This window comes from Thioclava sp. DLFJ5-1 (genome assembly GCF_002020115.1).
In the GTDB taxonomy this organism is placed as follows: Bacteria; Pseudomonadota; Alphaproteobacteria; order Rhodobacterales; family Rhodobacteraceae; genus Thioclava; species Thioclava sediminum.
Genome location: NZ_MPZU01000002.1, coordinates 512,105 through 535,082, shown reverse-complemented (window position 1 = coordinate 535,082; position 22,978 = coordinate 512,105). Strand labels below are relative to the sequence as shown.

General features: G+C 63.0%; 16 protein-coding genes. 11 read left to right on the top strand and 5 right to left on the bottom strand.

Translation table 11 applies throughout. The annotated features are described in order from the left end of the window. The first annotated feature begins 33 nt into the window (after positions 1-33). Together BMI86_RS09805 and BMI86_RS09800 are read left to right on the top strand one after the other, a co-directional pair. Positions 34-2,232, top strand: a complete 2,199-nt coding sequence (locus BMI86_RS09805; RefSeq protein WP_078541384.1) for a polysaccharide biosynthesis tyrosine autokinase — start codon at positions 34-36, stop codon at positions 2,230-2,232. A gap of 39 nt (positions 2,233-2,271) precedes the next feature. After that, positions 2,272-3,177: a glycosyltransferase family 92 protein gene (locus BMI86_RS09800; protein WP_078541088.1), complete on the top strand. Its 906-nt coding sequence runs from the start codon at positions 2,272-2,274 to the stop codon at positions 3,175-3,177. On the opposite strand, the gene BMI86_RS09795 is transcribed toward BMI86_RS09800, so the two are convergent. The 4 genes from BMI86_RS09795 to BMI86_RS20950 all read right to left on the bottom strand — a co-directional run bounded on the left by BMI86_RS09795 (position 3,174) and on the right by BMI86_RS20950 (position 6,647). Continuing rightward, the gene (locus BMI86_RS09795; protein ID WP_078541086.1) at positions 3,174-3,986 is read right to left on the bottom strand and encodes a glycosyl transferase; all 813 of its coding nucleotides are present in this window, start codon (positions 3,984-3,986) and stop codon (positions 3,174-3,176) included. The genes BMI86_RS09800 and BMI86_RS09795 overlap by 4 nt on opposite strands. Before the next feature lie 72 nt (positions 3,987-4,058). Beyond that, entirely contained in the window at positions 4,059-4,754 is a 696-nt protein-coding gene (locus BMI86_RS09790; protein ID WP_078541084.1) for a sulfotransferase, read from the bottom strand. Positions 4,755-4,867: 113 nt separating this feature from the next. Next, positions 4,868-6,256: a pilus assembly protein TadG-related protein gene (locus tag BMI86_RS09785; RefSeq protein WP_168173827.1), complete on the bottom strand. Its 1,389-nt coding sequence runs from the start codon at positions 6,254-6,256 to the stop codon at positions 4,868-4,870. 1 nt (position 6,257) lies between these two features. Next, a complete protein-coding gene (locus BMI86_RS20950) occupies positions 6,258-6,647 on the bottom strand; it encodes a TadE family protein (protein WP_168173826.1) in 390 nt (129 codons plus the stop codon). A 230-nt stretch (positions 6,648-6,877) separates the two neighbouring features. Here BMI86_RS20950 and BMI86_RS09780 point away from each other — a divergent pair, with 230 nt between their 5' ends. Next, positions 6,878-8,038, top strand: a complete 1,161-nt coding sequence (locus BMI86_RS09780; protein ID WP_078541080.1) for an RsmB/NOP family class I SAM-dependent RNA methyltransferase — start codon at positions 6,878-6,880, stop codon at positions 8,036-8,038. Between the two features lie 153 nt (positions 8,039-8,191). Continuing rightward, a complete protein-coding gene (locus BMI86_RS09775; protein WP_078541078.1) occupies positions 8,192-10,558 on the top strand; it encodes an ATP-binding protein in 2,367 nt (788 codons plus the stop codon). On the opposite strand, the gene BMI86_RS09770 is transcribed toward BMI86_RS09775, so the two are convergent. Further along, positions 10,550-11,152 (bottom strand): hypothetical protein, encoded by a 603-nt coding sequence (locus tag BMI86_RS09770; protein WP_078541076.1) that lies wholly within the window; start codon positions 11,150-11,152, stop codon positions 10,550-10,552. The genes BMI86_RS09775 and BMI86_RS09770 overlap by 9 nt on opposite strands. A 215-nt stretch (positions 11,153-11,367) precedes the next feature. Between BMI86_RS09770 and recA the strand changes: the two genes are divergently transcribed. The 7 genes from recA to BMI86_RS09735 all read left to right on the top strand — a co-directional run bounded on the left by recA (position 11,368) and on the right by BMI86_RS09735 (position 22,973). Next, entirely contained in the window at positions 11,368-12,435 is a 1,068-nt protein-coding gene (gene recA / locus BMI86_RS09765; protein WP_078523378.1) for a recombinase RecA, read from the top strand. A 125-nt stretch (positions 12,436-12,560) separates the two neighbouring features. After that, entirely contained in the window at positions 12,561-15,215 is a 2,655-nt protein-coding gene (gene alaS / locus BMI86_RS09760; protein WP_078541383.1) for an alanine--tRNA ligase, read from the top strand. Beyond that, entirely contained in the window at positions 15,215-15,520 is a 306-nt protein-coding gene (locus BMI86_RS09755) for a DUF1330 domain-containing protein (protein WP_078523379.1), read from the top strand. The genes alaS and BMI86_RS09755 overlap by 1 nt, the downstream gene beginning before the upstream one ends. 258 nt (positions 15,521-15,778) lie before the next feature. Then, positions 15,779-17,248 carry a cysteine--tRNA ligase gene (gene cysS / locus BMI86_RS09750; RefSeq protein ID WP_078541074.1) on the top strand — a complete coding sequence of 490 codons (1,470 nt, stop codon included), beginning with the start codon at positions 15,779-15,781 and terminating at the stop codon, positions 17,246-17,248. A 163-nt stretch (positions 17,249-17,411) separates the two neighbouring features. Then, positions 17,412-19,034: a citramalate synthase gene (cimA, locus tag BMI86_RS09745; RefSeq protein WP_078541072.1), complete on the top strand. Its 1,623-nt coding sequence runs from the start codon at positions 17,412-17,414 to the stop codon at positions 19,032-19,034. Next, entirely contained in the window at positions 19,031-19,795 is a 765-nt protein-coding gene (locus tag BMI86_RS09740) for a squalene/phytoene synthase family protein (protein ID WP_078541070.1), read from the top strand. The genes cimA and BMI86_RS09740 overlap by 4 nt, the downstream gene beginning before the upstream one ends. 124 nt (positions 19,796-19,919) lie before the next feature. Then, the gene (locus BMI86_RS09735; protein ID WP_168173825.1) at positions 19,920-22,973 is read left to right on the top strand and encodes a methyl-accepting chemotaxis protein; all 3,054 of its coding nucleotides are present in this window, start codon (positions 19,920-19,922) and stop codon (positions 22,971-22,973) included. Positions 22,974-22,978: the final 5 nt, after the last annotated feature.

Below are 22,978 nucleotides of genomic sequence, written 5' to 3'. Positions count from 1 at the left end.
GTTTGAACGGGACAGATGAAGCAAATTTCCGAAATGACGCAGAAACACGCCGCGCAGCCCGAAGTCGAGGATGACGAGATCGACCTGATGGCGCTGGCAGGCGCGCTTCTGGCGGGCTGGAAATGGATCGCGCTGGCCTTCGTCGTCGCCGTGATCCTCGGTGCCTTCATCGCGCTGCGCAAGCCGGTGATCTATCAGGCCACCGGTCTCTTGCAGCTCGAGCAAACGCAAAACGCGTTGGCGGCACTCCCGACCTCGATGCAGGACATTCTCGGCAGCGACGGTGGCGGCAAATCGGAGGCGGAAACCCAGATCGCGATCATGTCTTCGCGGCTCGTTCTGGGGGAGGCGGCCAACAAGCTCAATCTGCAGAACTTCGTGATCCCGCGGCGCTTGCCGGTGATCGGTCTGCTGCCGACCAATCTGCATCTGCCGGATCCGGGACTGCTCGATCAGTATCAATGGGGCAATGAGAGCCTTCAGATCGGGCGCATGAAGGTGCCGGAGCAATGGCTGGGCGAGATGATCGACCTGCGCGTCACCGGTGCGGATAGCTATGAAGTCACGCTGCCGGACGGGACCGATCTCGCAGGTACGATGGGCCATGAGATCACCGCGCGTGATGGCGATTTCACTTTGGCCGTGGCGTCGATGGATGCCCCGGCCGGGCGGGAATTCTTCGTCGGGCGGCAATCGCTCAACGCTGCAATCAAGACGATGAAGGAGAATTTCTCGGTCTCCGAAAGCCCGCGCGGCTCGAACATCCTTCAGACCTCGTATCAAGACACCGATCGGCAGCGGGCCGAAGCGATCCTGAATGCGATCGCGACCTCCTTCGTGGAACAGAATATCGAGCGCAATTCGGCCTCCGCCGAGAACAGCCTCGATTTCATCGAAAAGCAGCTTCCCGACGCCCGCCAGAACGTGTCCGACGCGGAGCAGGCGCTGAATGCCTATCGTCAGAAGCAAAAATCGGTCGACGTCAAATACGAGACGCAGGCCCTGCTGGAACGCGTCACCAAGATCGAAGGGGAACTCTCCGCGCTCGATCTGAAAGAGGCGGAGCTGAAGAACCAGTACACGGTCAATCACCCGGCCTATCAGGCGCTGCTGCAGAACCGCAAAGAACTGCAGGCGCAGCTCGATCAGGCGAAGAAGGCGACCCAAGGGCTGCCGGAGACGCAGAAGGACATCTTCAACCTGCAGCGCAATCTCGAAGTGGCGCAGCAGGTCTACACGCAGCTGCTGAACCGCTCGCAGGAACTGAAGGTTGTGCGCGCCTCCACGGTGGGATCGGTGCGCGTGATCGACAAAGCCTATGCGAGCACCATCCCGGTCGCGCCGCGCAAATCGCGGATCGTGGCCCTCGCGGCGATCCTCGGCCTGATCATCGGGGCGGCCATCGTACTGATCCGTCGCGCGCTGCGCCGGGGGATCAAGGGCGCCGAAGAGATCGAGGCGCTCGGCCTCCCGGTCTTCGCAACCGTGCCCTTCGCACAGGAAGCCGCGGATCTGCGCAACCGCAAGGGGGACCTGCCGATTTTCGCATTGGAGCACCCCGAGGCGGTCGCGACCGAGGCGCTGCGCTCCTTGCGCACCTCGCTGCATTTCGGGCTGCTGGATGCGCAGACCAACTCGATCCAGATCACCTCCGCCGCACCGGGCGTCGGCAAGACCTTCATGTCGATCAACCTCGCCGTGGTCGCGGCGCAGGCGGGGCAGCGAGTCTGCGTGATCGATGCGGATATGCGCAAAGGCTACCTCGCGCGCTTCCTGCATCTGCCGAAAACGGCTGAAGGCCTCTCCGACTATCTCGGCCACGAAAAATCGCTGGCGGAGGTGATGCGCGACGGGCCGGTCGAGGGGCTGAAAGTCATCACTTCGGGCCGTTACCCGCCGAACCCGTCCGAGCTGCTGATGCGGGCCGAGTTCGGGACCATGCTGCGCCAACTCGACAGTGAATTCGATCTGATCATTGTCGACGCGCCGCCCGCGCTGGCCGTGACCGATCCGGTCGTGATCGGACGCTCTGTGGGCGCGAGCATCGCGGTCGCGCGCCATCTCGAGACGATGCAGGGCGCGGTGCGCGCGGTGCAGGCAAGCTTCGAGGCGGCGGGGACCTCAATCACCGGTGCGGTCCTCAACGGCTTCAAGGCCGAGGCGAGTGAGCGCTATGGCGGCCATTACCAATATCATTATAACTACCGCTACAGCTACAAATCCGACGACTGAGCGGGGGCGTCCCGTTCGTGACTCGGACGGGAGGCGCGAATGCTGCGAAAACTGCTGGGCCGGGCGAAAATCTCGAAGCTCGGGATCACCACGCCCGAGCCGCGTCCGGACCGTCACGGCATCGCCATCGCCGCGATCGTGCGCAACGAGGCGCGGTTCATCGGCGAATGGGCTCGGTTCCACCATGCGGCAGGCGTGCGGCATTTCGTGATCTATGATGACGCAAGCACGGACGAGACCCGCGCGGTGTTGCAGGACACGCTGCCGCCCGAGGCGCTCACGATCATTCCCTGGGCGCAGCGGCTCAGCGATATCCGTCTCGGGCGCGAAATCCACAATCAGGTGCTCGCCTACGCGCATGCGGCGGGGAATTTCGGCGGCGATCACCGCTGGATGGCCTTCATCGACGTGGATGAATTCCTGATCCCCACTGCGGGCGACGATCTGAACGCGGCACTTGCGCCTCTGGGCGATATCCCGAATGTCTCGCTGCCGTGGCACATGTTCGGCTTCTCCGGCCATGACACGACGCCCGAGGGCGGGATGCTCGCCAATTTCACCACCCGTGCACGCGATCCGATGGGGGACGCACCGGGGCTGCGGGCGTTCAAGATGCTCGTCGATCCGTGCCGACTGACGGCGCTGCGCGTCCATTCCATGGAGACCGATGGTGGGCCGGCGACGTGGAACGACGCGGGGGTGAAATCCGACATGAGCGCGCGCGACAAGCCGGAGTTCTACTCCACCGCCGCCGTGCAGCTGAACCACTATTACACGCGCTCGAAAGCCGACCTGGAGGCCAAGATCGCGCGCGGGCCGAACCTTGTGGCAAAGCGCGAGGCTTATCGGCGCAAGGTAATGCGCACGGTCAACAGCGTCGAGGCGGATACGGTCGAGGATACGCGCGCCCGCGATCTGGCCGCGCGCCTCGGGATCACCGGTTAAGGATCCTTGCGCCAGTTCTCCTCGACCCATTTCGTGGGCCAGAGGAAGTGGCGCAGGTGGCGCAGCATCGATCCGTCCCGCTCACCGCGCAGGCCAGCTTTCACATGCTCCACCGGCGCCATATGGGTCGAGCGGCTGTTCCAGCGCCCCTCGATCGCGTCGATCGGGTTCAACCCGCCGGGGAAGATCACGACTTTCGCGTCTTTCGGCAGCTTCGGCGGCGCGAAGAAGTTGATCGGGAATAGCCGGATGCAATGCCACTTGAAGGTCGCGACCCAGCCTTTCGGCCAGAATTTCACGCCGCCCGGCGTGCGCCGCGTCACGAAGCGCTGCTCGAAGACGTATTTCTCCGCCGTGCCCTGCGGATCGGCGAGGAATTCCTCGCGCAGCGGCGCCAGCTTGCCGATCGGAAAACGGTAGAGCGAGGTCTGGCCGAGCCGTTCGAACGGGGTGTTCGGGTTGCGGGTCAGGATCACGTCGTCGGGGTCGCCGTATTCGAACATCGCATCGAGATTGCCGGTCACGACCACGTCGAGGTCGAGAAACAGCACCGGTCCCGACAGACCGCCCAGGTCCGAGCGCCACAGCCGCGACTTTCCCCAGATGCCCTGACGCACATTGGGCATGTCGCAATCAAGTTCGGGCAGCGGCATCGCGGTGATGCCGGGATCGAGCCCTTCGAACGTGTCGGTGAAACAGTAGAAATCGAAGGGCGGCGTCACATGGCGCGCGACCATTCCGTAGAGGCGGTTGACGTAATCGACGCCGTATTTCTCGCCCCAGCGGATACAGATGATCTGTTTCTTCATGCGACACCTTTTTGAGTTACGCGCCCTCAATAGCGCCAGCGGGCGGGGCCGTGCAATCGCGGATCGGTGGGGTCAGCGGAAGAAGCGCGGGCGCAGATGGGCGTTGAGCTTTTTCGCCAAGCGCTTGAGCGGGTGCATCTTCTTGCCGCGCGTGCGCCCGATATCCTGCAGATGGGCCGCATCGAGCCCATAGGCGGGCAGGCGGGCCGCAAGGTCGTCGGCGCTGTCATTGTCGAGATCGAATTCCACGTATTGATCCGGCTTGTCGGCCATATAGGCGCGCACATCGGCCAGATGCGCATCCCATTCCGCGCGCCATTGATCCTTCAGTACTTCGAGATCAGTTAGACCCCGCGCAGCCAGTTCGCGCTTGGCAAACTCACCATGGCCATGCTTGAGGCGCGACGCGATCCAGCCCTCGCGGTCGCGGAAGTTCAGCAGCAGGATCGTGTCGGGATAGTCGCGCAGGATCTCGCGGAAGGCCGTCGCGCCTTCCCAGCTGACGGTGCCGTCGCTGTAGATCAGGTCGCAATAGAAGGTGAAATCCTCGGCGCTCGCGAAGACCTTGCGCCCGGCGGCGAGGTTCTCGCGCATCACCCGGCCGATGCGGCGCGGCACGGGGCGGCCTTCGCGGATCTTGTGGTGAACGGTGGGGTGGTCTGCCGCGCGGAACAGCTCGGCCAGCGAGCGCGTGCCGCATTTGTTGAACCCGATTGCGACGACGCGCGGCAGGGAGTGCGGTTGCGCGGATGCGGCGCGATCAGGCATGGCGACCTCGGAGCGAGTGAGACAGGAGCGGCGATAACTTAGCCTCTCCTATCCCATCTTGGGCGGATCGTTTCAATCGCGCTTTGCGCGTCTGGCGACCCGCCGCAAGCCGGTTACATCCGCAGCCGGAAGTAGCTCATCTCGATATTGCCTTCCATTCCGGTATCGCAATGACCGAAGCGCGAGTTGGAGGTGCCGTCGATCTTGCCGCCGGAGACGATCGCGACACCTTCGATCCCCTCGGCCTGTGCCGAGAAGCTCACATCCTTCACCGCGAGAATCTGGCCGCCGAAGAACGAGATTTTCGCTGCCGAGGAGACACCGCCCATGGTGATCAGCTTCGCGCCGCCGTCAGGGGCGCAATTGTCATCGCGCCCAATGCGCAGCCCTTGCGGAGCCGAGAAGCTACGATCGTCGGTCGAGGTGTTCGCGAAGATTGCGTTTTCGAGTGCAACGCCATTGCCGAATTTCACCGGGCAATCCGCGATCACAGCGACTTCCGAGATCACGGCGGGATCGGTCGTCTCTTCTGCCGTGGTATCCGCCGTATCGGCACTTTTCTTGCCATTTCCTGTATCGGTCTTGTTCGGGACCGAGATCGTCACGCTCGAATTGCAGTTGAGCACATAGAGATTGCCCGGGGTGAAGTCGGTGGTGTCGAGCTTGGTGCCGGTCAGCACGGTCGGGCTCTTGTTGGTGATGTAGGAGGGCAGATAGCCGGTGCCGTCCCGCATCGACTCGATGATCTTGGGAATGCGATCGATGATGCGCAGCTTGTAGAACGAGGTGCGCAGCGCCTCTTGCAGCCCGTCATTCTGCTTGAACCCCGAGGCGGGGATGTCGAGCTTGCTGGTGTCGGGCATCGACACGATCGCGCCGCTCTCGAAGAGGTTGTTCTGATTGAGCGAAACATATTGCGCCGCATAGAGGCAGAAGCCCGAAGCGAAGCTGTTGCCCGATTGCAGGTCGATCACGCCTTTCGCGGCCAGACCTTCGGTGAGGCAGGCGGGCTGATAGGCTTCGGCTACGGCGCCGGTGTTGATCTGCCAACCGTCCTGACCGATCACCTTGCCGAAGAAGGTGGGTGCGGCGTTCGCGCGCTCGGTCGTGCGATGGGCCATCACGCGGACGGCCGGGCTCAGATCGAGGTCTTCGGCGTAATCCGTGACGAAGCGGTGATTGGTCGCGTCGTAATAACCGAAGGTCACGTCGTCTTTGGTGATCACCGAAGTCCCGTCATCGGAGGCGAGGTTGGAATGGGCCAGCTGGGCCGCACGGGTCTTCGCTTCGTCTTTGGTGATCAGCGGGTCAGAGGAGAGATACATCGCACCGAGCGCCGCTGCATCGGCCGCGTCCTGCATCACCACCCGATTGCGATAGCCGTTCGAGACGTCGAGCGCGAGACTGCCGACAGCGAGGAACAGGATCGTCCAGAACAGCGAAAGCTGGGTGATCACGCCATCTTCTTCAGCGGTAAAATCGGTAATCGTTACGCGGTTCATGTCAGGACTCCATGTAGCGGTAGTCGTGGACCGTGAGGTCCATGTTGAGAACTCTGGTGAAAAGACCTGTGGCGACGAGTTCGGACATCGGGATCGTGACGCGGGTCTCGATGATCCCGTCGGTGACTTGCGTGTCGACCGTGTACGTATTTTCGTCATAGGGCAGCAGGGCGCGTAGACGCGCCATCGTGTCCTCATCGTTCTCGAACCGCCCGACCGAGTAGGCGCGATCGACATCCTGCACGATACCGAGGATCCGTGACTGTGCGTTGAAGATGAGGGAAACGTCGACGGTGACCGCCAGCATCCCGACGAACATCGGTAGCCAGAGTAACGCTTCGATCGTTGTGGCGCCGTCTTCGGCGGAGAAGAAACTCTTTAAACGCTTCAAGACAGGACGCCCCATGGTTGAAAACGGTTGATTAACTATCTCCAGTTGCAAAAAGCGAAACTGCCGCGGCGTAAATATGGCGAAAATGCGAAATTGGGGCAGAAATTGATCGGAATCGACACATTTGGGCGCGCGATGCGTAGGGCTGCGGTCTTTGCAGCGCGACGTTGCGCCGGTCCCCGGCGCCGCCTACAACGCCCCCAGATCACAGCTTAATTCGGAGCTCGCCCATGACGCCCGCCGCGCGCTACGCCGCCGCCATCGATATTCTCGACCGCATCCAGACGGGCGAGGTGGCGGAGCGTGCGCTGACCAACTGGGCGCGGGGCCACCGGTTCGCGGGCTCCAAGGACCGCGCGGCGATCCGCGATCACGTCTTCGATGTGTTGCGCTGCAAGGCGAGTGCCGCGCTTGCCGGGGGCGGGGCGCAGGGACGCGCCTTGGTCGCCGGGCTGCTCCGTTTGCAGGGCACCGATCCCGCAACGGTCTTCACAGGCGAGGGCTTTGCGCCTGATCCTCTCTCCGACGAGGAGCGCGCGGCCCTGTCCGAGCCTTTGCTCGGGGCTATTGCGCAACTGGACTGGCCCGATTGGCTGCGCGACCAGCTTGCCGCCGATCTCGGGCCGGACTTCGACGACATTTCCGAGGCGATGCGCGCCCGCGCGCCGGTCTTCTTGCGCGTCAATATTGCGAAAGCGGACCGCGATGGGGCGATCGCCGCGCTCGCCAAGGACGGGATCGAGGCGTTCCCGCATCCGCTGGCAGAGACGGCGCTGGAGCTTGGCGAAGGCGCGCGGCGCATTCAACAGGCGGCGGCCTATACGGACGGTCTGGTGGAATTGCAGGATGCGGCGTCGCAAGCCGCCATCGCGTCCGTCCCGATCGCGGCGGGTCAGCGCGTGCTCGATTATTGCGCGGGTGGCGGGGGCAAGGCGCTGGCGCTGGCCGCAGCCTGTCCCGAGGCGCAGATCGCCGCGCATGACATCGATGCGGGGCGGATGCGCGATCTGCCCGTCCGTGCGAAACGGGCCGGGACGAAAGTGGCCATGCGCGCGCCGGGCGATCCGGGGACGGGCTATGACCTCGTCTTGGTCGATGCCCCCTGTTCAGGCTCGGGGACCTGGCGCCGGACGCCGGATGCGAAATGGCGTCTGAGTGCTGCGCGGCTGGCCGAACTCGTGACCCTGCAGAGCGAGATTCTCGACGCCGCCCGCGACCTCGTCGCCCCTGGAGGACGTCTGGTTTACATGACGTGCTCGCTTCTCTCGGTCGAGAATGGCGCGCAGATCGCCGATTTCGTGACGCGTCACGGCTGCGAGCTCGTGTCGCAGCGGCAATTCACGCCGCTCTCCGGTGGCGACGGGTTTTTCGTCGCGCAGCTCCAGCTCTGATTTTTCTGCAATTTTTGCCGCCGGGATCACGGCTGCGTGATTGACTCAATCGTCAGTTGAAAGTCTAGTCGCGTTAATTGGGTTTAAATTATTTTACCGCGCTATGGGGCCGATCTGTCAGGCAGGGAGGCGAGCGTGGGGCGGAACGAATTGATGCTGCAGCCACTCTCGAAGACGATGGCGGCGCTGGCGCCGGGTGCGGTCTATTTGCTGCTTGCAGCGGGAATTGCGGCGGCGATTGCCTTCGTGATGCCCGATGAGGTGGTGACTTGGGCGATGTTCTCCGTCGCAGGGACGCTCGTGATAACGGCGGTCTGGCTGCGTCTGGCCTTGGCGCAGGACCGAAGGCGGCGCGCACGACAGCAGGAAACGCTCGCCAATTTCATCGCCCATGACGCCGCGCCGAGTTTTACCACCGATCCCGAGGGCGAGATCGGCTATCAGAACCGCGCCGCCGTGGAGCGGTTCGGCTCGCGCGGCGGGCAGGGCTTGGCGCGAACCCTGGCGGAGCTTTTCGCGGATCCGGGCGCGGTGTTGCGCCGCTTGCAAAGCAAGGCAGAGGCGACGGGGGCCGCGCGCGAGGATCTGGTCACCCGGCGGGGCCATCTGCGGCTCTCTGTTCATCGCATTGGCTCTGGCGATTTTCTCTGGCGGCTCGAAGATATGGCCGAACGGGCGATTGGCGGGCGCGGCGCGGAAACGATCAGCCTGCCGATGCTAACCGTTTCCAACGGCGGCACGATCCTGTTCATGAACGAGGCGTTGCGGCGGCTCGTGGGGGAGCGGGTGCGCTCTCTCGATCGCATCTTCACCGATCTGCCGCTGCGCTCGGGCGAAGAGCACGAGATCAAGGGCGAGGATGGCCCCGTCACCGCGGTCGTGGCCCAGCTTGAAGGCCTGGGCGGTCGATCCGAGGTTTATCTGCTCCCGATCGGCGGACCGCGCTCCGCCGAGGAAGGCGCGAATTTCGAGGCGCTGCCCGTCGCTATGCTGCGCCTGTCGGCCCATGGTCGGGTGCGCGCGGCCAATCGTGCCGCGCGTGGCCTCCTTGGCGGGATCGAGCCACAGACCCGCCTTGCCGACCTCCTCGAAGGGCTCGGGCGTCCGGTCTCGGACTGGGTGAACGACGCGCTCGCAGGCCGCGCCGATGGCCGCCCCGAAGTGCTGCGCGCCCGGCGCGGCGACAAGGAGGTCTTTCTTCAGGTCACACTCTCGCGGATCGTGGAAAACGGGCGTGCGGGGCTGCTCGCCGTCCTGTCCGACGCGACGCAGCTCAAGACGCTCGAAGCGCAATTCGTGCAAAGCCAGAAAATGCAGGCGATCGGGCAGCTTGCGGGCGGTGTCGCGCATGATTTCAATAACCTGCTCACCGCGATTTCGGGTCATTGCGATCTGCTGATGCTGCGACACGACAAGGGCGATGGCGATTATGCCGATCTCGACCAGATCAGCCAGAATGCCAATCGCGCCGCCGCGCTAGTGGGGCAATTGCTTGCCTTCTCGCGTAAGCAGACGCTGAAGCCGGAGATCCTCGATCCGCACGACACGCTGTCCGATCTGACCCATCTGCTCAACCGGCTGGTTGGCGAGAAAGTCGCTCTAAGCGTCAAGCACGAAAGAGATCCTGGACGGGTCCGCGCGGACAAGCGGCAGCTCGAACAGGTCATCATGAACCTCGTGGTGAACGCGCGCGACGCGATGCCCGGCGGGGGCGAGATCCGGATCGAGACCGACGCGGTGCACCTTGCCGAAAACCGCACCCGCGACCGCGTGGCTGTGCCGAAGGGCGACTATGTTGCGATCAAGGTCACCGATACCGGGACCGGTATCGCGGCCGATAAATTAAGCAAGATTTTCGAGCCCTTCTTCACCACCAAACGCACCGGCGAAGGCACGGGGCTGGGTCTTTCGACGGCCTATGGAATCGTGAAGCAAACCGGCGGTTATATCTTTTGCGATTCCGTCATCGGGACCGGAACGAGTTTCACGATCCTCTTGCCCGCCTATGACGCCACCGAAGAGGCGGACGTGTCGAGTGCCGAAAACGCAACGGCGGAGGCGCGAACTGCCCCGCGTGGCCCCACGACACCTTCCGTCATGCCCAAAGCGGAAGCTGCGCCGCGCGCAACAAAGGCGACCCCGGTGATGGCCGGCGAGGCGACCGTCCTTCTGGTCGAGGACGAACCCCCGGTGCGCGCCTTCGCCGCGCGCGCGCTCAAACTGTGCGGCTACACCGTGCTGGAGGCCGAGAGTGCGGAAGAGGCGCTGGAGCTGCTCGAAGATACCGATTTGCAGGTCGATATCTTCGTCACCGACGTTATCATGCCCGGGCTCGACGGGCCAAGCTGGGTCAGCCGCGCGCTCGAGGCGCGGCCGGGCACGCGCACGGTCTTCATGTCGGGCTATGCAGAGGAAGTGTTCCAGAACGGAACGTCCCCCGTACCGGATTCGCTCTTCCTGCCGAAACCTTTCTCTCTGAGCGAGTTGACCGCGACGGTGCAGGACTTGCTCTCACGCTAAGGCGCGGGTGACCCGATCATAAAGCGCAAGATCGTCCTGCATCGCGACCCGCAGCGCAGCCTCGGTCTCGGGCGCGAGCCCGGTCTCGACCGCCGGGGGGACGTTCACGCGGGGCAGGGTGATGGCGAAGCCGAGTTCATCTTCGAGAAAATGCACGAAATCCTCGATCCGCTCATAGGGAAAAATCCGGTCCACCAACGGCGTGCCCTCATCATCACAGAGGAACGCGGCCTGACTGGGCACATCGCTAAACCCTGCGCGCGGGTCCTCGATGTAATCGCGCGCGAACTGTTCGAAGGAATAGCCGGCAGAAATGTCGCTTTCCTCGATCAAATCGCGCAGTCGAAAACGATAGAGCGACCGCAACCAGTCGAGCGGCTCGCGCATCAGCGCGACCGTGGTGAAGCTGGCCTCGGTCTTCGACGACAGCAACGGCGCAAGATGATCTCGGAAATCGCGGGCCGAGGCGTGTTTGAGAACAGCCGGACGGGTCAGCGCGACGTCGGCCAGCGACTCCAGCGCAGTCTCGACCGCAGAGGAACCTGCCTTGGGCGTGGCGAGGAAGACGAGTTTTTGTGTCCAGAAAATCAGCATCTTGGCGGGTCAGCTCCTAACTGCGCCGGTGATAATCATTCGGCCCACGCGGGTAAACCGTTTCTTAACCGAATTGGCGGTTCAGTGAGTTGTGGAAAATTTTGTTGTAATGTTCACGTTCTGTGCGCATAGTGCGGTCAGAACATGAGGTGAACATCCGCGCGAGGGCGTCGCATTGCCGACCAGCCGTCGCTGTGAAATAAGGAAGCGGACAAATGGCAGTAGCGAAGCTTTTCGATATGGATAAATCTCCCAAGGCAGACAAGCAAAAGGCGCTCGACTCGGCGCTGGCGCAGATCGAGCGGCAATTCGGCAAAGGCTCGATCATGAAGCTCGGCGGCGACACGCCCGCGCGGGAAATCGAAGCGACCTCGACCGGTTCGCTGGGTCTCGATATCGCGCTCGGGATCGGCGGGCTGCCGAAAGGCCGGATCGTCGAGATCTATGGGCCGGAAAGCTCGGGCAAGACGACGTTGACGCTGCACGCGATCGCGGAAGAGCAGAAGAAGGGCGGCGTCTGTGCCTTCGTCGACGCTGAACACGCGCTCGATCCGCAATATGCACGCAAGCTTGGCGTCGATCTCGACGAGTTGCTGATCTCGCAGCCCGACGCAGGCGAGCAGGCGCTGGAAATCGTCGACACGCTGGTGCGCTCGGGCGCGGTCAGCCTCGTCGTGGTCGACTCGGTCGCGGCGCTGACGCCGAAGGCCGAAATCGAAGGCGATATGGGCGATCACACCGTGGGTGCGCAGGCCCGTCTGATGAGCCAGGCAATGCGCAAGCTGACCGCCTCGATCGGGCGTTCGAACTGCATGGTGATCTTCATTAACCAAATCCGGATGAAGATCGGGGTTATGTTCGGCTCGCCGGAGACGACGTCGGGCGGCAACGCGCTGAAATTCTACGCCTCCGTGCGTCTCGACATCCGCCGCATCGGTTCGATCAAGGATCGCGATGAGGTGGTGGGCAACCAGACCCGCGTGAAAGTGGTGAAGAACAAGGTGGCCCCGCCGTTCAAGCAGGTTGAGTTCGACATCATGTATGGCGAGGGCATCTCGAAGATGGGCGAGCTGGTCGATCTGGGCGTCAAGGCCGGGGTCGTCGACAAGGCTGGCGCCTGGTATTCCTACGGGGACGAACGCATCGGTCAAGGCCGTGAAAACGCGAAGACGTTCCTGCGCGAACACCCCGATGTCGCCTATGAGATCGAAGACAAGATTCGCGCCAGCCACGGGCTCGAATTCGACAAATTGTCCGAAGATGACGCGCTGACCGAAGACTGATCGTCACCGCAAATTCATGCAAAGGCCGGGAGCGTCGTCTCCCGGCCTTTTTGCGATTGCTGGACAGGGGGGAAGGGCGGCGTTAAACGGGACCGAACATGCCCGATCAGGCGAGACAGGACGATATGCCCAGCCTTAACGAAATCCGCTCCACTTTCCTTAATTACTTTGAGCGTAACGACCACCGCGTCGTTGACAGCTCGCCCCTCGTTCCGCGCAACGACCCGACGCTGATGTTCACCAATTCCGGCATGGTGCAGTTCAAGAACTGCTTCACCGGGGTGGAGAAGCGCGAGTACAACCGCGCAACGACCGCGCAGAAATGCGTGCGCGCCGGCGGGAAGCACAACGACCTCGACAATGTCGGCTACACCGCGCGCCACCATACGTTCTTCGAGATGCTGGGGAATTTCTCTTTCGGGGATTATTTCAAGGAAGACGCGATCCCGTTCGCCTGGGAATTGCTGACCAAGGATTTCGACATTCCGAAGGACAAGCTGCTGGTCACGGTCTACCACACCGATGACGAGGCGGCGAATATCTGGAAGAAGGTCGCCGGCCTGCCCGACGAGAAGATTATCCGTATCCCGACCTCGGACAACTTCTGGCAGATGGGCCCGACCGGTCCCTGCGGTCCCTGCACCGAGATTTTCTTCGATCACGGCGATCATATCTGGGGCGGTCCGCCTGGTTCGCCCGAGGAAGATGGCGACCGGTTCATCGAGATCTGGAACCTCGTCTTCATGCAGAACGAGCAGTTCGAGGACGGCTCGATGCGCGCGCTCGACATGCAGTCGATCGACACCGGCATGGGGCTCGAGCGGATCGGCGCGCTGCTGCAGGGCAAGCACGACAACTACGACACCGACCTGATGCGCCACCTGATCGAGGCTTCGGCCAACGCGACCGATGGTGCGCCGGACGGGCCGGGCAACGTGCATCACCGCGTGATCGCGGATCATCTGCGCTCGACCTCGTTCCTGATCGCAGATGGCGTGATGCCCTCGGCGGATGGGCGCGGCTATGTTCTTCGCCGGATCATGCGCCGCGCGATGCGTCACGCGCACCTGCTGGGCGCGAAGGATCCGGTGATGCACCGTCTCGTGCCGTCGCTGATCCGCGAGATGGGTGCGGCTTACCCCGAGCTTGGCCGGGCGCAGGCGCTAATCGAAGAGACGCTTCTGGGCGAGGAAACCCGCTTCAAAACCACGCTCGATCGCGGGCTCAAGCTGCTCGACGAGGCGCTTGTGGACCTGCCCGAAGGGGAAAGACTGCCGGGCGAGACCGCGTTCAAACTCTATGACACGTTCGGCTTCCCGCTCGACCTGACGCAGGATGCGCTGCGCGAACGTGAGCGCGAGGTCGATACCGAAGGGTTCGACGCCGCGATGGAAGAGCAGAAGGCCAAGGCGCGCGCCAGCTGGTCCGGGACCGGCGAGGCGGCCAATGCCGCGATCTGGTTCGATCTGTCCGAGAAGCTCGGCGCGACCGAATTCCTGGGCTACGACACCGAGACCGCCGAAGGTCAGATCACCGCGCTCGTGAGCGAGGGGGCCGAGATCGGCAAAGCGACCGGTGAGGTGCAGATCGTGGTCAACCAGACCCCGTTCTACGCCGAAAGCGGCGGTCAGGTCGGCGATCGCGGGTGGATCGTGACCGAGACGGGTAAAGCCGAAGTCACCGACACCAAGAAAGTCGCAGGCGTCTTCATCCATTTCGCGCGCGTCACCGAGGGCGAGATTGCCAAGGGGCAGGGCGCGAAGCTCGAAGTCGATCACGCCCGCCGCAGCGCGATCCGCGCGAACCACTCGGCCACGCACCTGCTGCACGAGGCGCTGCGCCGCACGTTGGGTGATCACGTGGCCCAACGCGGCTCGCTCAATGCCGAGGACCGTCTGCGCTTCGACTTCTCGCACAACAAGGCGCTCTCGGCTGAGGAAGTCGCGAAGATCGAACGCGAAGTGAATGAATTCATTCGCCAAAACACGCAGGTCGATACTCGGATCATGACGCCGGATGACGCGCGCGATCTGGGCGCGCAGGCGCTGTTCGGCGAGAAATACGGCGATGAGGTCCGTGTCGTCTCGATGGGCGAGCTGGCCAATTCCGGCAAAGGCACGAACGGGAATGTCTATTCGCTCGAACTTTGCGGCGGCACCCATGTGAAGCGCACCGGCGATATCGGCACCTTCGTCCTGACCGGCGAAAGCGCGTCCTCGTCGGGCGTGCGTCGGATCGAGGCGCTGACCGGTGATATCGCGATGGCCGAGCTGCGCCGCCGCGACAAGCTGCTGGGCGAGATCGAAGGGCTGGTGAAAACCTCCGAGGCCGATCTGCTCGGACGTCTGCAGGCGATCCTCGACGAGCGCAAGGCGCAGGCCAATGAGATCGCGCAGCTTCGTCGTGAGCTTGCGATGGGCGGCGGTGCCTCCGGTGGTCCGGATATCAGCGAAATCAACGGCTTGAAGTTCGTTCCTCAGGTTGTTTCCGGTGTGACCGGCAAGGACCTTCCGGGGATCGTGGACGAGCTGAAAGAGAATGTCGGCTCCGGCGTGATCCTCGTGGTGGCCGATGCGGGCGGCAAGGCGGCCGTAGCGGCTGGCGTGACCAAGGACCTGACCGAGCGCGTCAGCGCGGTCGATCTGGTGAAAGCCGCAGCGCAGGCACTTGGCGGCAAAGGCGGCGGCGGTCGTCCCGATATGGCGCAAGCCGGCGGGGCCGATCCGTCGAAAGCCGATGAGGCCATCGCGGCCGTGAAAACTGTTCTGGAGGGATTGTAATGGCAGGCGCATTCTGGATCGCCCATGTGAAGGTGCTCGACGACGAGGCCTATGGCAAATACGCCGAGGGCGCGGGCCCCGCGATCGCGAAACATGGCGGGCGCTTCCTCGCCCGTGGCGCGCGCTATGTGCAGCTCGAAGGCAATGACCGCGCGCGCAATGTCGTCGCATGGTTCCCGTCGCTGGAAGCGGCCGAGACTTGCTACTACTCCGACGACTATCAGGCGGCGCTCGCCCACGCCAAAGGCGCATCCGAGCGCGACCTGATGATCGTCGAAGCGATGGACGATGTCGAAATCAAGTGAAGATCGACCTGTAAGGCGTTGATCGGAAAACATTTAGAAGGCGGCTTCGGCCGCCTTTTCCTATGACGCTGCACCCGGTCGTTTTTGTTCTGGACCTTCGGGCGCGCTGCGTCCTATGCTGCCGCCATGAACACGAAGACCATCATCATCTGCTGCATTATCCGCTGACATACGTCACGCGGGCCGGTCTTCTCTTTCCAAATTTCTCATGACCTTGTAAGCCCGCCGGCAGGTGCCGCCGACCCTTTGCGAGGACACATGACCCAGATCCGTTTGCGCAATTCCCTGACCCGGAAAGTCGAGGATTTCCGTCCGATCGATGCCGACAACGTGCGGATGTATCTCTGCGGCCCGACCGTTTACGACCGCGCGCATCTCGGCAACGCCCGTCCGGTGGTGGTTTTCGACGTGCTCTACCGGTTGCTGCGCCACGTCTACGGGCCGGAGCACGTCACCTATGTGCGCAATTTCACGGATGTGGATGACAAGATCAACGCGACGGCGCAGGCGCGCAAGGAGGCCGGGGCCGAAGGGTCGCTCGAAGAGCTGATCCGCGCGCGGACCGAGGAGACCATCGGCTGGTATCATGCCGACATGGATGCGCTCGGCGCCTTGCGCCCAGATCAGGAACCGCGCGCAACCGACTATATCGGCGCGATGATCGCGATGATCGAGACGCTGATCGAAGACGGTCACGCCTATGCCGCCGAGGGGCATGTGCTGTTCCGGGTGCGCAGCTACAAGGATTACGGGGCGCTGTCGGGTCGGACAGTCGACGACATGATGGCGGGCGCCCGGGTCGAGGTCGCGCCCTTCAAGGAAGACCCGATGGATTTCGTGCTCTGGAAGCCCTCCGACGAGGGGCTGCCGGGTTGGGAGAGCCCGTGGGGCCGGGGCCGACCGGGCTGGCATATCGAGTGCTCGGCGATGTCTTACGAACTGCTCGGCGCGTCGTTCGACATCCATGGCGGCGGCATCGACCTGCAATTTCCGCACCACGAGAATGAGATCGCGCAGAGCTGCTGCGCCCATCCCGAAGGCTCCTTTGCGAATTACTGGCTGCATAACGAGATGCTGCAGGTCGAGGGCAAGAAGATGTCCAAGTCCTTGGGCAATTTCTTCACCGTGCGCGATCTGCTGGATGGTCATGACGGCGAGAAGGGTATTCCGGGCGAAGTGATCCGGTTCGTGTTCCTGCAGACGCATTACACCAAGCCGATGGATTGGACGGCGGAGAAGGCGCGGCAGGCTGAGAGGACGCTTCTTGGGTGGAAGGAACTCATCGATACCGAACGTGATGCTGTAGCTGAGAACGCAGAAGGTCAGGGACCTTCGGAATCGGTCATTTCCGCATTGGCCGACGATCTGAATACTGCATTGGCGATTGCTGAGATGCACGCAATTGCAAAGCGTGCAAAAACTGATCTGCAGGCTAAGATCGAATTGTCAGAAACACTTCGGTTTCTCGGTTTCGATCTCGATCATATCTGGTCAGTTTCGTTTGGCACATCCCTTTCGCATACTCTTTCTGATCCAATCAATTTCGATGCTTACGAGAAGGCCCTTGCAGGGCTGCGCGCCGAAGCGATGGAGAGCAAAGACTTTTCGAAGGTTGATGCACTGAAGTCGATGCTGTTGGCGGCTGGACTGGAGGTGCGTATGTCGAAAACCGAAGTGAAGATTGACATGACCGAGTCCTTTGACCCCGCCAAGCTGGAGGGCCTGTGATGGCGCGCAGCTACAGCGATAAGGGACGCGCCGGACCCGAGGGGGGGCGCAATCGCGCCCGCCCTGGGGGGCGGGTCGGGCGCGGCCCGGCGTTCCGCCGGGCGGGCGCTCTGAGTGAAGGACGGCCTGAACGGGCGAACCAAGGCGCCAACGGAGGCAACCAATGACCAAACAACGCCTCTATCTCTACGACACGACCCTGCGTGACGGGCAGCAATCGGCGGGCGTCCAATTCTCGGTGCCGGAGAAGATCGAGATCGCCAGGGCGCTCGACGCGATCGGCATCGACTATATCGAGGGCGGCTGGCCCGGGGCGAACCCGACCGACAGCGATTTCTTCGAGGCGCGGCCCGAGACGCGGGCGACCTTCACCGCGTTCGGGATGACCAAGCGGGCAGGGCGCTCGGCCGCGAATGACGACGTGCTGGCGGGCGTGATGAACGCGAACACCCCGGCCGTCTGCCTCGTCGGCAAGACGCATGATTACCATGTGACCACCGCGCTCGGGATCACGCTGGAGGAGAACCTCGAGAATATCCGCGCCTCGGTCGCGCATATGGTGGCGCAAGGCCGCGAGGCACTGTTCGACGCCGAGCATTTCTTCGACGGCTACAAGGCGAACCCCGACTATGCGCTGGAGTGCTGCCGCGCGGCCCATGAGGCGGGCGCGCGCTGGATCGTGCTGTGCGACACCAATGGCGGCACGCTGCCGGGCGAGATCGGCAAGATCGTCGGCGAAGTGATCGCGGCGGGCATTCCTGGCGACCGTCTCGGCATCCATTGCCATGACGATACCGGCAACGCCGTGGCAGGCAGCCTCGCGGCGGTCGAGGCCGGTGCGCGCCAGATCCAAGGCACGCTGAATGGGCTGGGCGAGCGCTGTGGCAACGCGAACCTGATCACGCTGATCCCGACGCTTCTGCTGAAAGAGCCCTACGCTTCGACGCTCGACACCGGGATCGCGCCCGAAAGCCTGCGCGACATCACCAAGCTTTCGCGCAAGCTCGACGATATCCTGAACCGGGTGCCGTTGCGCTCCGCGCCCTATGTGGGTGCCTCGGCCTTCACCCATAAGGCGGGGCTACACGCCTCGGCGATCCTAAAAAATCCAGACACTTACGAGCATATCGACCCCGCCGTCGTGGGGAACACGCGCCTGATCCCGATGTCCAATCAGGCGGGCCAGTCGAACCTGCGCGCGCGGCTGAAAGGCATGGGGATCGAGGTCGCGAAGGACGATCCACGCCTCGCCCGCATCCTCGATCTGATCAAGGAGCGCGAGGATCAGGGCTATGCCTATGACGGCGCACAGGCGAGTTTCGAGCTGCTCGCGCGGGCCGAGCTGGGGCAATTGCCGAAGTTCTTCGAGGTGAAGCGCTACAAGGTCACGGTGGAGCGCCGCAAGAACCGCTACGACAAGATGGTCTCGATTTCCGAGGCGGTCGTGGTGGTGAAAGTCGGCGGGAAGAAGATGCTCTCGGTCTCGGAGAGCATGGACGAGCAGGGCCATGACCGCGGCCCGGTAAACGCGCTCTCGAAAGCGCTGTCGAAGGATCTCGGCCCCTATCAAAGCCTGATCGACGACATGAAACTGGTCGATTTCCGTGTGCGGATCACCCAAGGCGGCACCGAGGCTGTCACCCGCGTCATCATCGACAGCGAAGACGGCGCGGGCCAGCGCTGGTCGACCGTGGGCGTGTCGCCGAACATAGTGGACGCGAGTTTCGAGGCGCTGCTGGATGCGATGATCTGGAAGCTGATGCGCGACGGGGCGAAACCGGCATGACCGATCTGGCCGCGTCCCTTCAAGCGGCGGCCGAGGCCGTGCGTCAGGGCGATCCCGACCGGTTCGCCGCCACCATGGCCGCGCCCGCGGATTTGCGTGACCGCCTCTGGCCGCTCTACGCCACCAATCTGGAGATCGCGCGTGCGCCCTGGGCGTCGTCGGAGCCGATGGTCGCCGAGATGCGCCTGCAATGGTGGGTCGATGCCCTGGAGGCTCTGTCCGAGGGGCGCGAACCGCCGCATGAGATCGGCCCGGCGCTTGTCTCGGTAGCGCAGCCCGCGCGCCATTTGATTGCCGCGGCCGAAGCCCGTCGTGCCGATTGCTGGCCCGATCCTTTCGACGATATTTCAAGCCTTTGGGCCTATCTCGATCAGACCTCGGGCGCGCTCTACTGGGCCGCCGCCGAAGCCCTTGGCGCGCCTGAGGAAGCGGAAATCACCGTGCGCAGTTTCGGTGCAGGCGCCGGGCTCGCGGCGCTCCTGCAGGCATGGTCCGATCTCGCCGCGCGGGGGCGCCCGCCTCTTGCCGCGCCGGAGGTCGCAACGCTGCATCAGCTCGCGGCGGAGGGCCAAGCGCGACTCGAACCCGCCCGCAAGCTGCGTCTGGGACCGGCAAAGGCGGCACTCCTACCGGGATGGCAGGCCCGGGCTCTCCTCGCGCGCGCGCGCGTCGTAGAAGACCCGCTGGCACCGGGCGCGCTGGTACTGTCGGAATTCCGCCGCAGATCGGGACTTTTGCGCGCCGCGCTGCTTGGCGTCTGAGCCCTTTGGAGGCCAGCGTGCGGGAAATTTCCGGAAATTAGAGGAATCTTCAACTCTTCGCCTGATGGTGATCGCGATTGCCCCGATAGGTCGGGTCGCTGCCGCAGTTCGCCGGAGGACGTTGATGCGCTTTTTCGACAATCTCAAACTTGGATTGAAATTGCCGCTGATGCTGGTGGCGATTGCCATGGTCGCTCTGACCATTATGGGAATTTCAGCCTATCGTACCGCCTACGGGCTGCTGGAAAGCGAAGGGACGCAGCGGCTCTCGCGTACTCTGGCCGCGCGCGTCGCTCTTGCGGAGGACTGGGCGCAGACACTGGCCTCCAATACCCGCACGATTGCCGCCAATCCCGACACGGCGCGGGCGCTTTACGATTTCACCAAGAGCCTCAACCGGCTCGATCCTCCCGCCATCGAAAGCCTGCGGACCGGGGCCGCAGAGGCCGGTGCGTCCGAGGGCGAGGTGAGCGGCCCGCTCCGGGACTACCGCCTGCTACTCGACCGCTATGGACCCGCCATCGATCAAATTTTGGCCGAGAATGGCCTGAGCGATTTCTATCTTATCGATCGTGACGGTCGCATTGTATTTGCCGCGCGTGATCACAGCGCGATTGGTCACGCGCTTGCGGATGAACCGGCGGGGCTGATCGAGGCCGCGACCGCTGCGCTGGATTGGCTGAGCGCGCCGACGGGCATGGTGGCGGCCGATACCGTCGCCGTTTCGCCCCCGCATTTCGAGTTTGCCAAGGGTCGGTTCTTCGCCGCACGCCCCGTGCGCAGCGGAAATGGTCTCAAGCTCGGTGCTGTTGTCTTGCGAAAGCCGATGGCCGAACTCGGGGGGATCATGGCCAACCCGCGCGGCATCGACGAGACCGGTGAAGGTTTCCTGATTGACGAGAAAGGGAGGCTGATGAGCGATCTGCGCTTTCCGGCCAGCGCTCCAAAACCGGGGGAGGTTTTGCCCGCGGCTACCGTGAGTGCTGTAGAACAGGCGCAGGAAGAGGTGATCTCTTTGCATGGGCATCCAGCGATCGAGAGAACCCAGAAGGTCACTCTCTTCGATCAGCCCTATTGGGCGGTCGTCGAGCAAGACCGTGCAGAGCTGTTCGCTCCTGCCACGTCACTTGCCCGTGCGATGCTATTCAACGCGTCCTGGCTCATCCTTCTATTGGCGGCCCTTTCTGCCTGGATGGCACGATCCGTCTCCAGCCCTCTCACGGGCCTGGAAATATCCATTCGCAAGATCAGCGGAGGCGATTACGCGAGCGAGATCGCACAGACTCGCCGTGGCGACGAAGTCGGCGCAATCGCCTCCGCCCTGAGCAACCTGCGCGACGAGCTTGATCAGTCTGAAGGGATCAAACGAGAGGCCACGCGTCAGGGCGCAGCCTATGCCAACGCCTCCGCCGCCCTGATGATCGTTGATCGCGACTTCCGTATCACCCATGTCAATCGTGCGCTCGTCGATCTGGTCGAGTCGCGGCTCGACGAGTTTCGCGTTGTCAGCCCCGACCTCGATCCTAAGAACCTTGTGGGCCGCTCGATGGATGATTTCCACGCCAATCGGGGACACGCCCGTGCGATGCTCGGTGATCCAGCCCAATTGCCGCTTCATGTCGATATCAAAGTTGGCGAGGGTCGTTTTGGCGTCGACGTCACCGAATTCGTCGATGGGGAGGGCAATCAGGCGGGGTTCGTGGTCGAGTGGCGTGACGTGACGGAGCGACGGATGAAGGATGCCCTCATAGCGGCCATCGAGCGAGGTCAGCTCTTTTGCGAGGCCAATCCTGCCGGGATGGTCGTTCGGATGAACGCAAATCTGCAATCGCTCCTCGGCGCTCAAGCACCAGACCTCGTGGGGGCCCCGCTGAAGGACTGGCTAAGCACGGTTGATGGAAGTGATCTTTGGCCCGCGATTGCCGCCGGTGAGCCCGTCACAGCCCGCTTTTCGATAAAGGACCCACAGGGCAACACCTATCTGCTCGACGGTTCGCTCAATCCGATCTCGGATAAAGCAGGGCGCTTGATGAAGATCGTGCTCATGGCCAGTGACGTGACCGTCGCGGAAGCCGCGCTTGCCTCCGCACAACAGCGAAATCTCAAAATGCTCGAGGCTCAGAAGTCCGTCGTCGAGACGCTTCAACTCGGCCTTGCGGCCCTGTCGCGCGGCGACCTGAGCCTGACGCTCGACACGGAGTTTTCCGAGGAATACGAGGCGTTGCGCAACGATTTCAACGCTGCGGCGCAAAACCTTGCGGCAGCGATCGTTTCGGTCATCGATAACGCTGCGGCGATCGATACTGAGGCCAGTGAGATCGCCTCTGCCTCTGATGACCTCAGCCGCAGAACGGAACAGCAGGCCGCGACGCTCGAAGAGACCGCAGCCGCGCTCGATCAGCTCTCATCCTCTGTCACGACTTCGGCACAAGGCGTGGCCGAAGCGGATAGGGTGGTATCAGAAGCCCGCAGCAGCGCGGAAACCTCTGGTGAAGTGGTCAAGCAGGCCATACAGGCGATGAGCGAAATCGAAACCAGCTCACAGCAGATTTCGAAGATCATCGGCGTGATCGACGAGATTGCCTTCCAGACCAACCTACTTGCGCTCAACGCTGGTGTCGAAGCCGCGCGCGCCGGTGAAGCGGGTCGCGGTTTCGCCGTTGTCGCTTCAGAAGTACGCGCCCTCGCGCAACGGTCTTCCGAAGCCGCACGCGAAATCGACACTCTGATCACCGCGTCGAGCGAACAGGTGACCCGAGGCGTGGGCCTCGTCGGCGAAACCGGCCGTGCGCTCACGGAAATTCTTAACGCTGTCGTCGATATTTCGGCGCGTGTCTCTGAAATAGCGGGCGGTGCCCATGAGCAGGCAGAGGGGCTGAAAGAGATAAATACCGCGGTGAATCAGCTGGACCAGGTGACGCAACAAAACGCAGCAATGTTCGAAGAAACGACCGCGGCCAGTCACGCTTTGATGACAAATGCGACATCCCTGCGCGACATCACTGCCCAGTTCAAAGTCAGTATGCGGGCGACGTCAAACGAAGGCGAGAGCACTCTGTCGGTGCAAAATCAACATGGGGTTCAGGCAAGCGAAGGAGGCTGTGAACTTCCGCAAGCGGTGGGCGAAACCGCTCCGCGCGGTACCACCTTTTCAGCTGAAGACTGGGAAGAGTTTTGAATTCG

What these genes read in the sequence shown, in the direction of transcription:
- BMI86_RS09805 (WP_078541384.1), top strand. Translation starts at nt 34, where the DNA reads ATGACGCAGAAACACGCCGCGCAGCCCGAAGTCGAGGATGACGAGATC.
- BMI86_RS09800 (WP_078541088.1), top strand. Translation starts at nt 2,272, where the DNA reads ATGCTGCGAAAACTGCTGGGCCGGGCGAAAATCTCGAAGCTCGGGATC.
- BMI86_RS09795 (WP_078541086.1), bottom strand. Translation starts at nt 3,986, where the DNA reads ATGAAGAAACAGATCATCTGTATCCGCTGGGGCGAGAAATACGGCGTC.
- BMI86_RS09790 (WP_078541084.1), bottom strand. Translation starts at nt 4,754, where the DNA reads ATGCCTGATCGCGCCGCATCCGCGCAACCGCACTCCCTGCCGCGCGTC.
- BMI86_RS09785 (WP_168173827.1), bottom strand. Translation starts at nt 6,256, where the DNA reads ATGAACCGCGTAACGATTACCGATTTTACCGCTGAAGAAGATGGCGTG.
- BMI86_RS09780 (WP_078541080.1), top strand. Translation starts at nt 6,878, where the DNA reads ATGACGCCCGCCGCGCGCTACGCCGCCGCCATCGATATTCTCGACCGC.
- BMI86_RS09775 (WP_078541078.1), top strand. Translation starts at nt 8,192, where the DNA reads ATGCTGCAGCCACTCTCGAAGACGATGGCGGCGCTGGCGCCGGGTGCG.
- BMI86_RS09770 (WP_078541076.1), bottom strand. Translation starts at nt 11,152, where the DNA reads ATGCTGATTTTCTGGACACAAAAACTCGTCTTCCTCGCCACGCCCAAG.
- recA (WP_078523378.1), top strand. Translation starts at nt 11,368, where the DNA reads ATGGCAGTAGCGAAGCTTTTCGATATGGATAAATCTCCCAAGGCAGAC.
- alaS (WP_078541383.1), top strand. Translation starts at nt 12,561, where the DNA reads ATGCCCAGCCTTAACGAAATCCGCTCCACTTTCCTTAATTACTTTGAG.
- BMI86_RS09755 (WP_078523379.1), top strand. Translation starts at nt 15,215, where the DNA reads ATGGCAGGCGCATTCTGGATCGCCCATGTGAAGGTGCTCGACGACGAG.
- cysS (WP_078541074.1), top strand. Translation starts at nt 15,779, where the DNA reads ATGACCCAGATCCGTTTGCGCAATTCCCTGACCCGGAAAGTCGAGGAT.
- cimA (WP_078541072.1), top strand. Translation starts at nt 17,412, where the DNA reads ATGACCAAACAACGCCTCTATCTCTACGACACGACCCTGCGTGACGGG.
- BMI86_RS09740 (WP_078541070.1), top strand. Translation starts at nt 19,031, where the DNA reads ATGACCGATCTGGCCGCGTCCCTTCAAGCGGCGGCCGAGGCCGTGCGT.
- BMI86_RS09735 (WP_168173825.1), top strand. Translation starts at nt 19,920, where the DNA reads ATGCGCTTTTTCGACAATCTCAAACTTGGATTGAAATTGCCGCTGATG.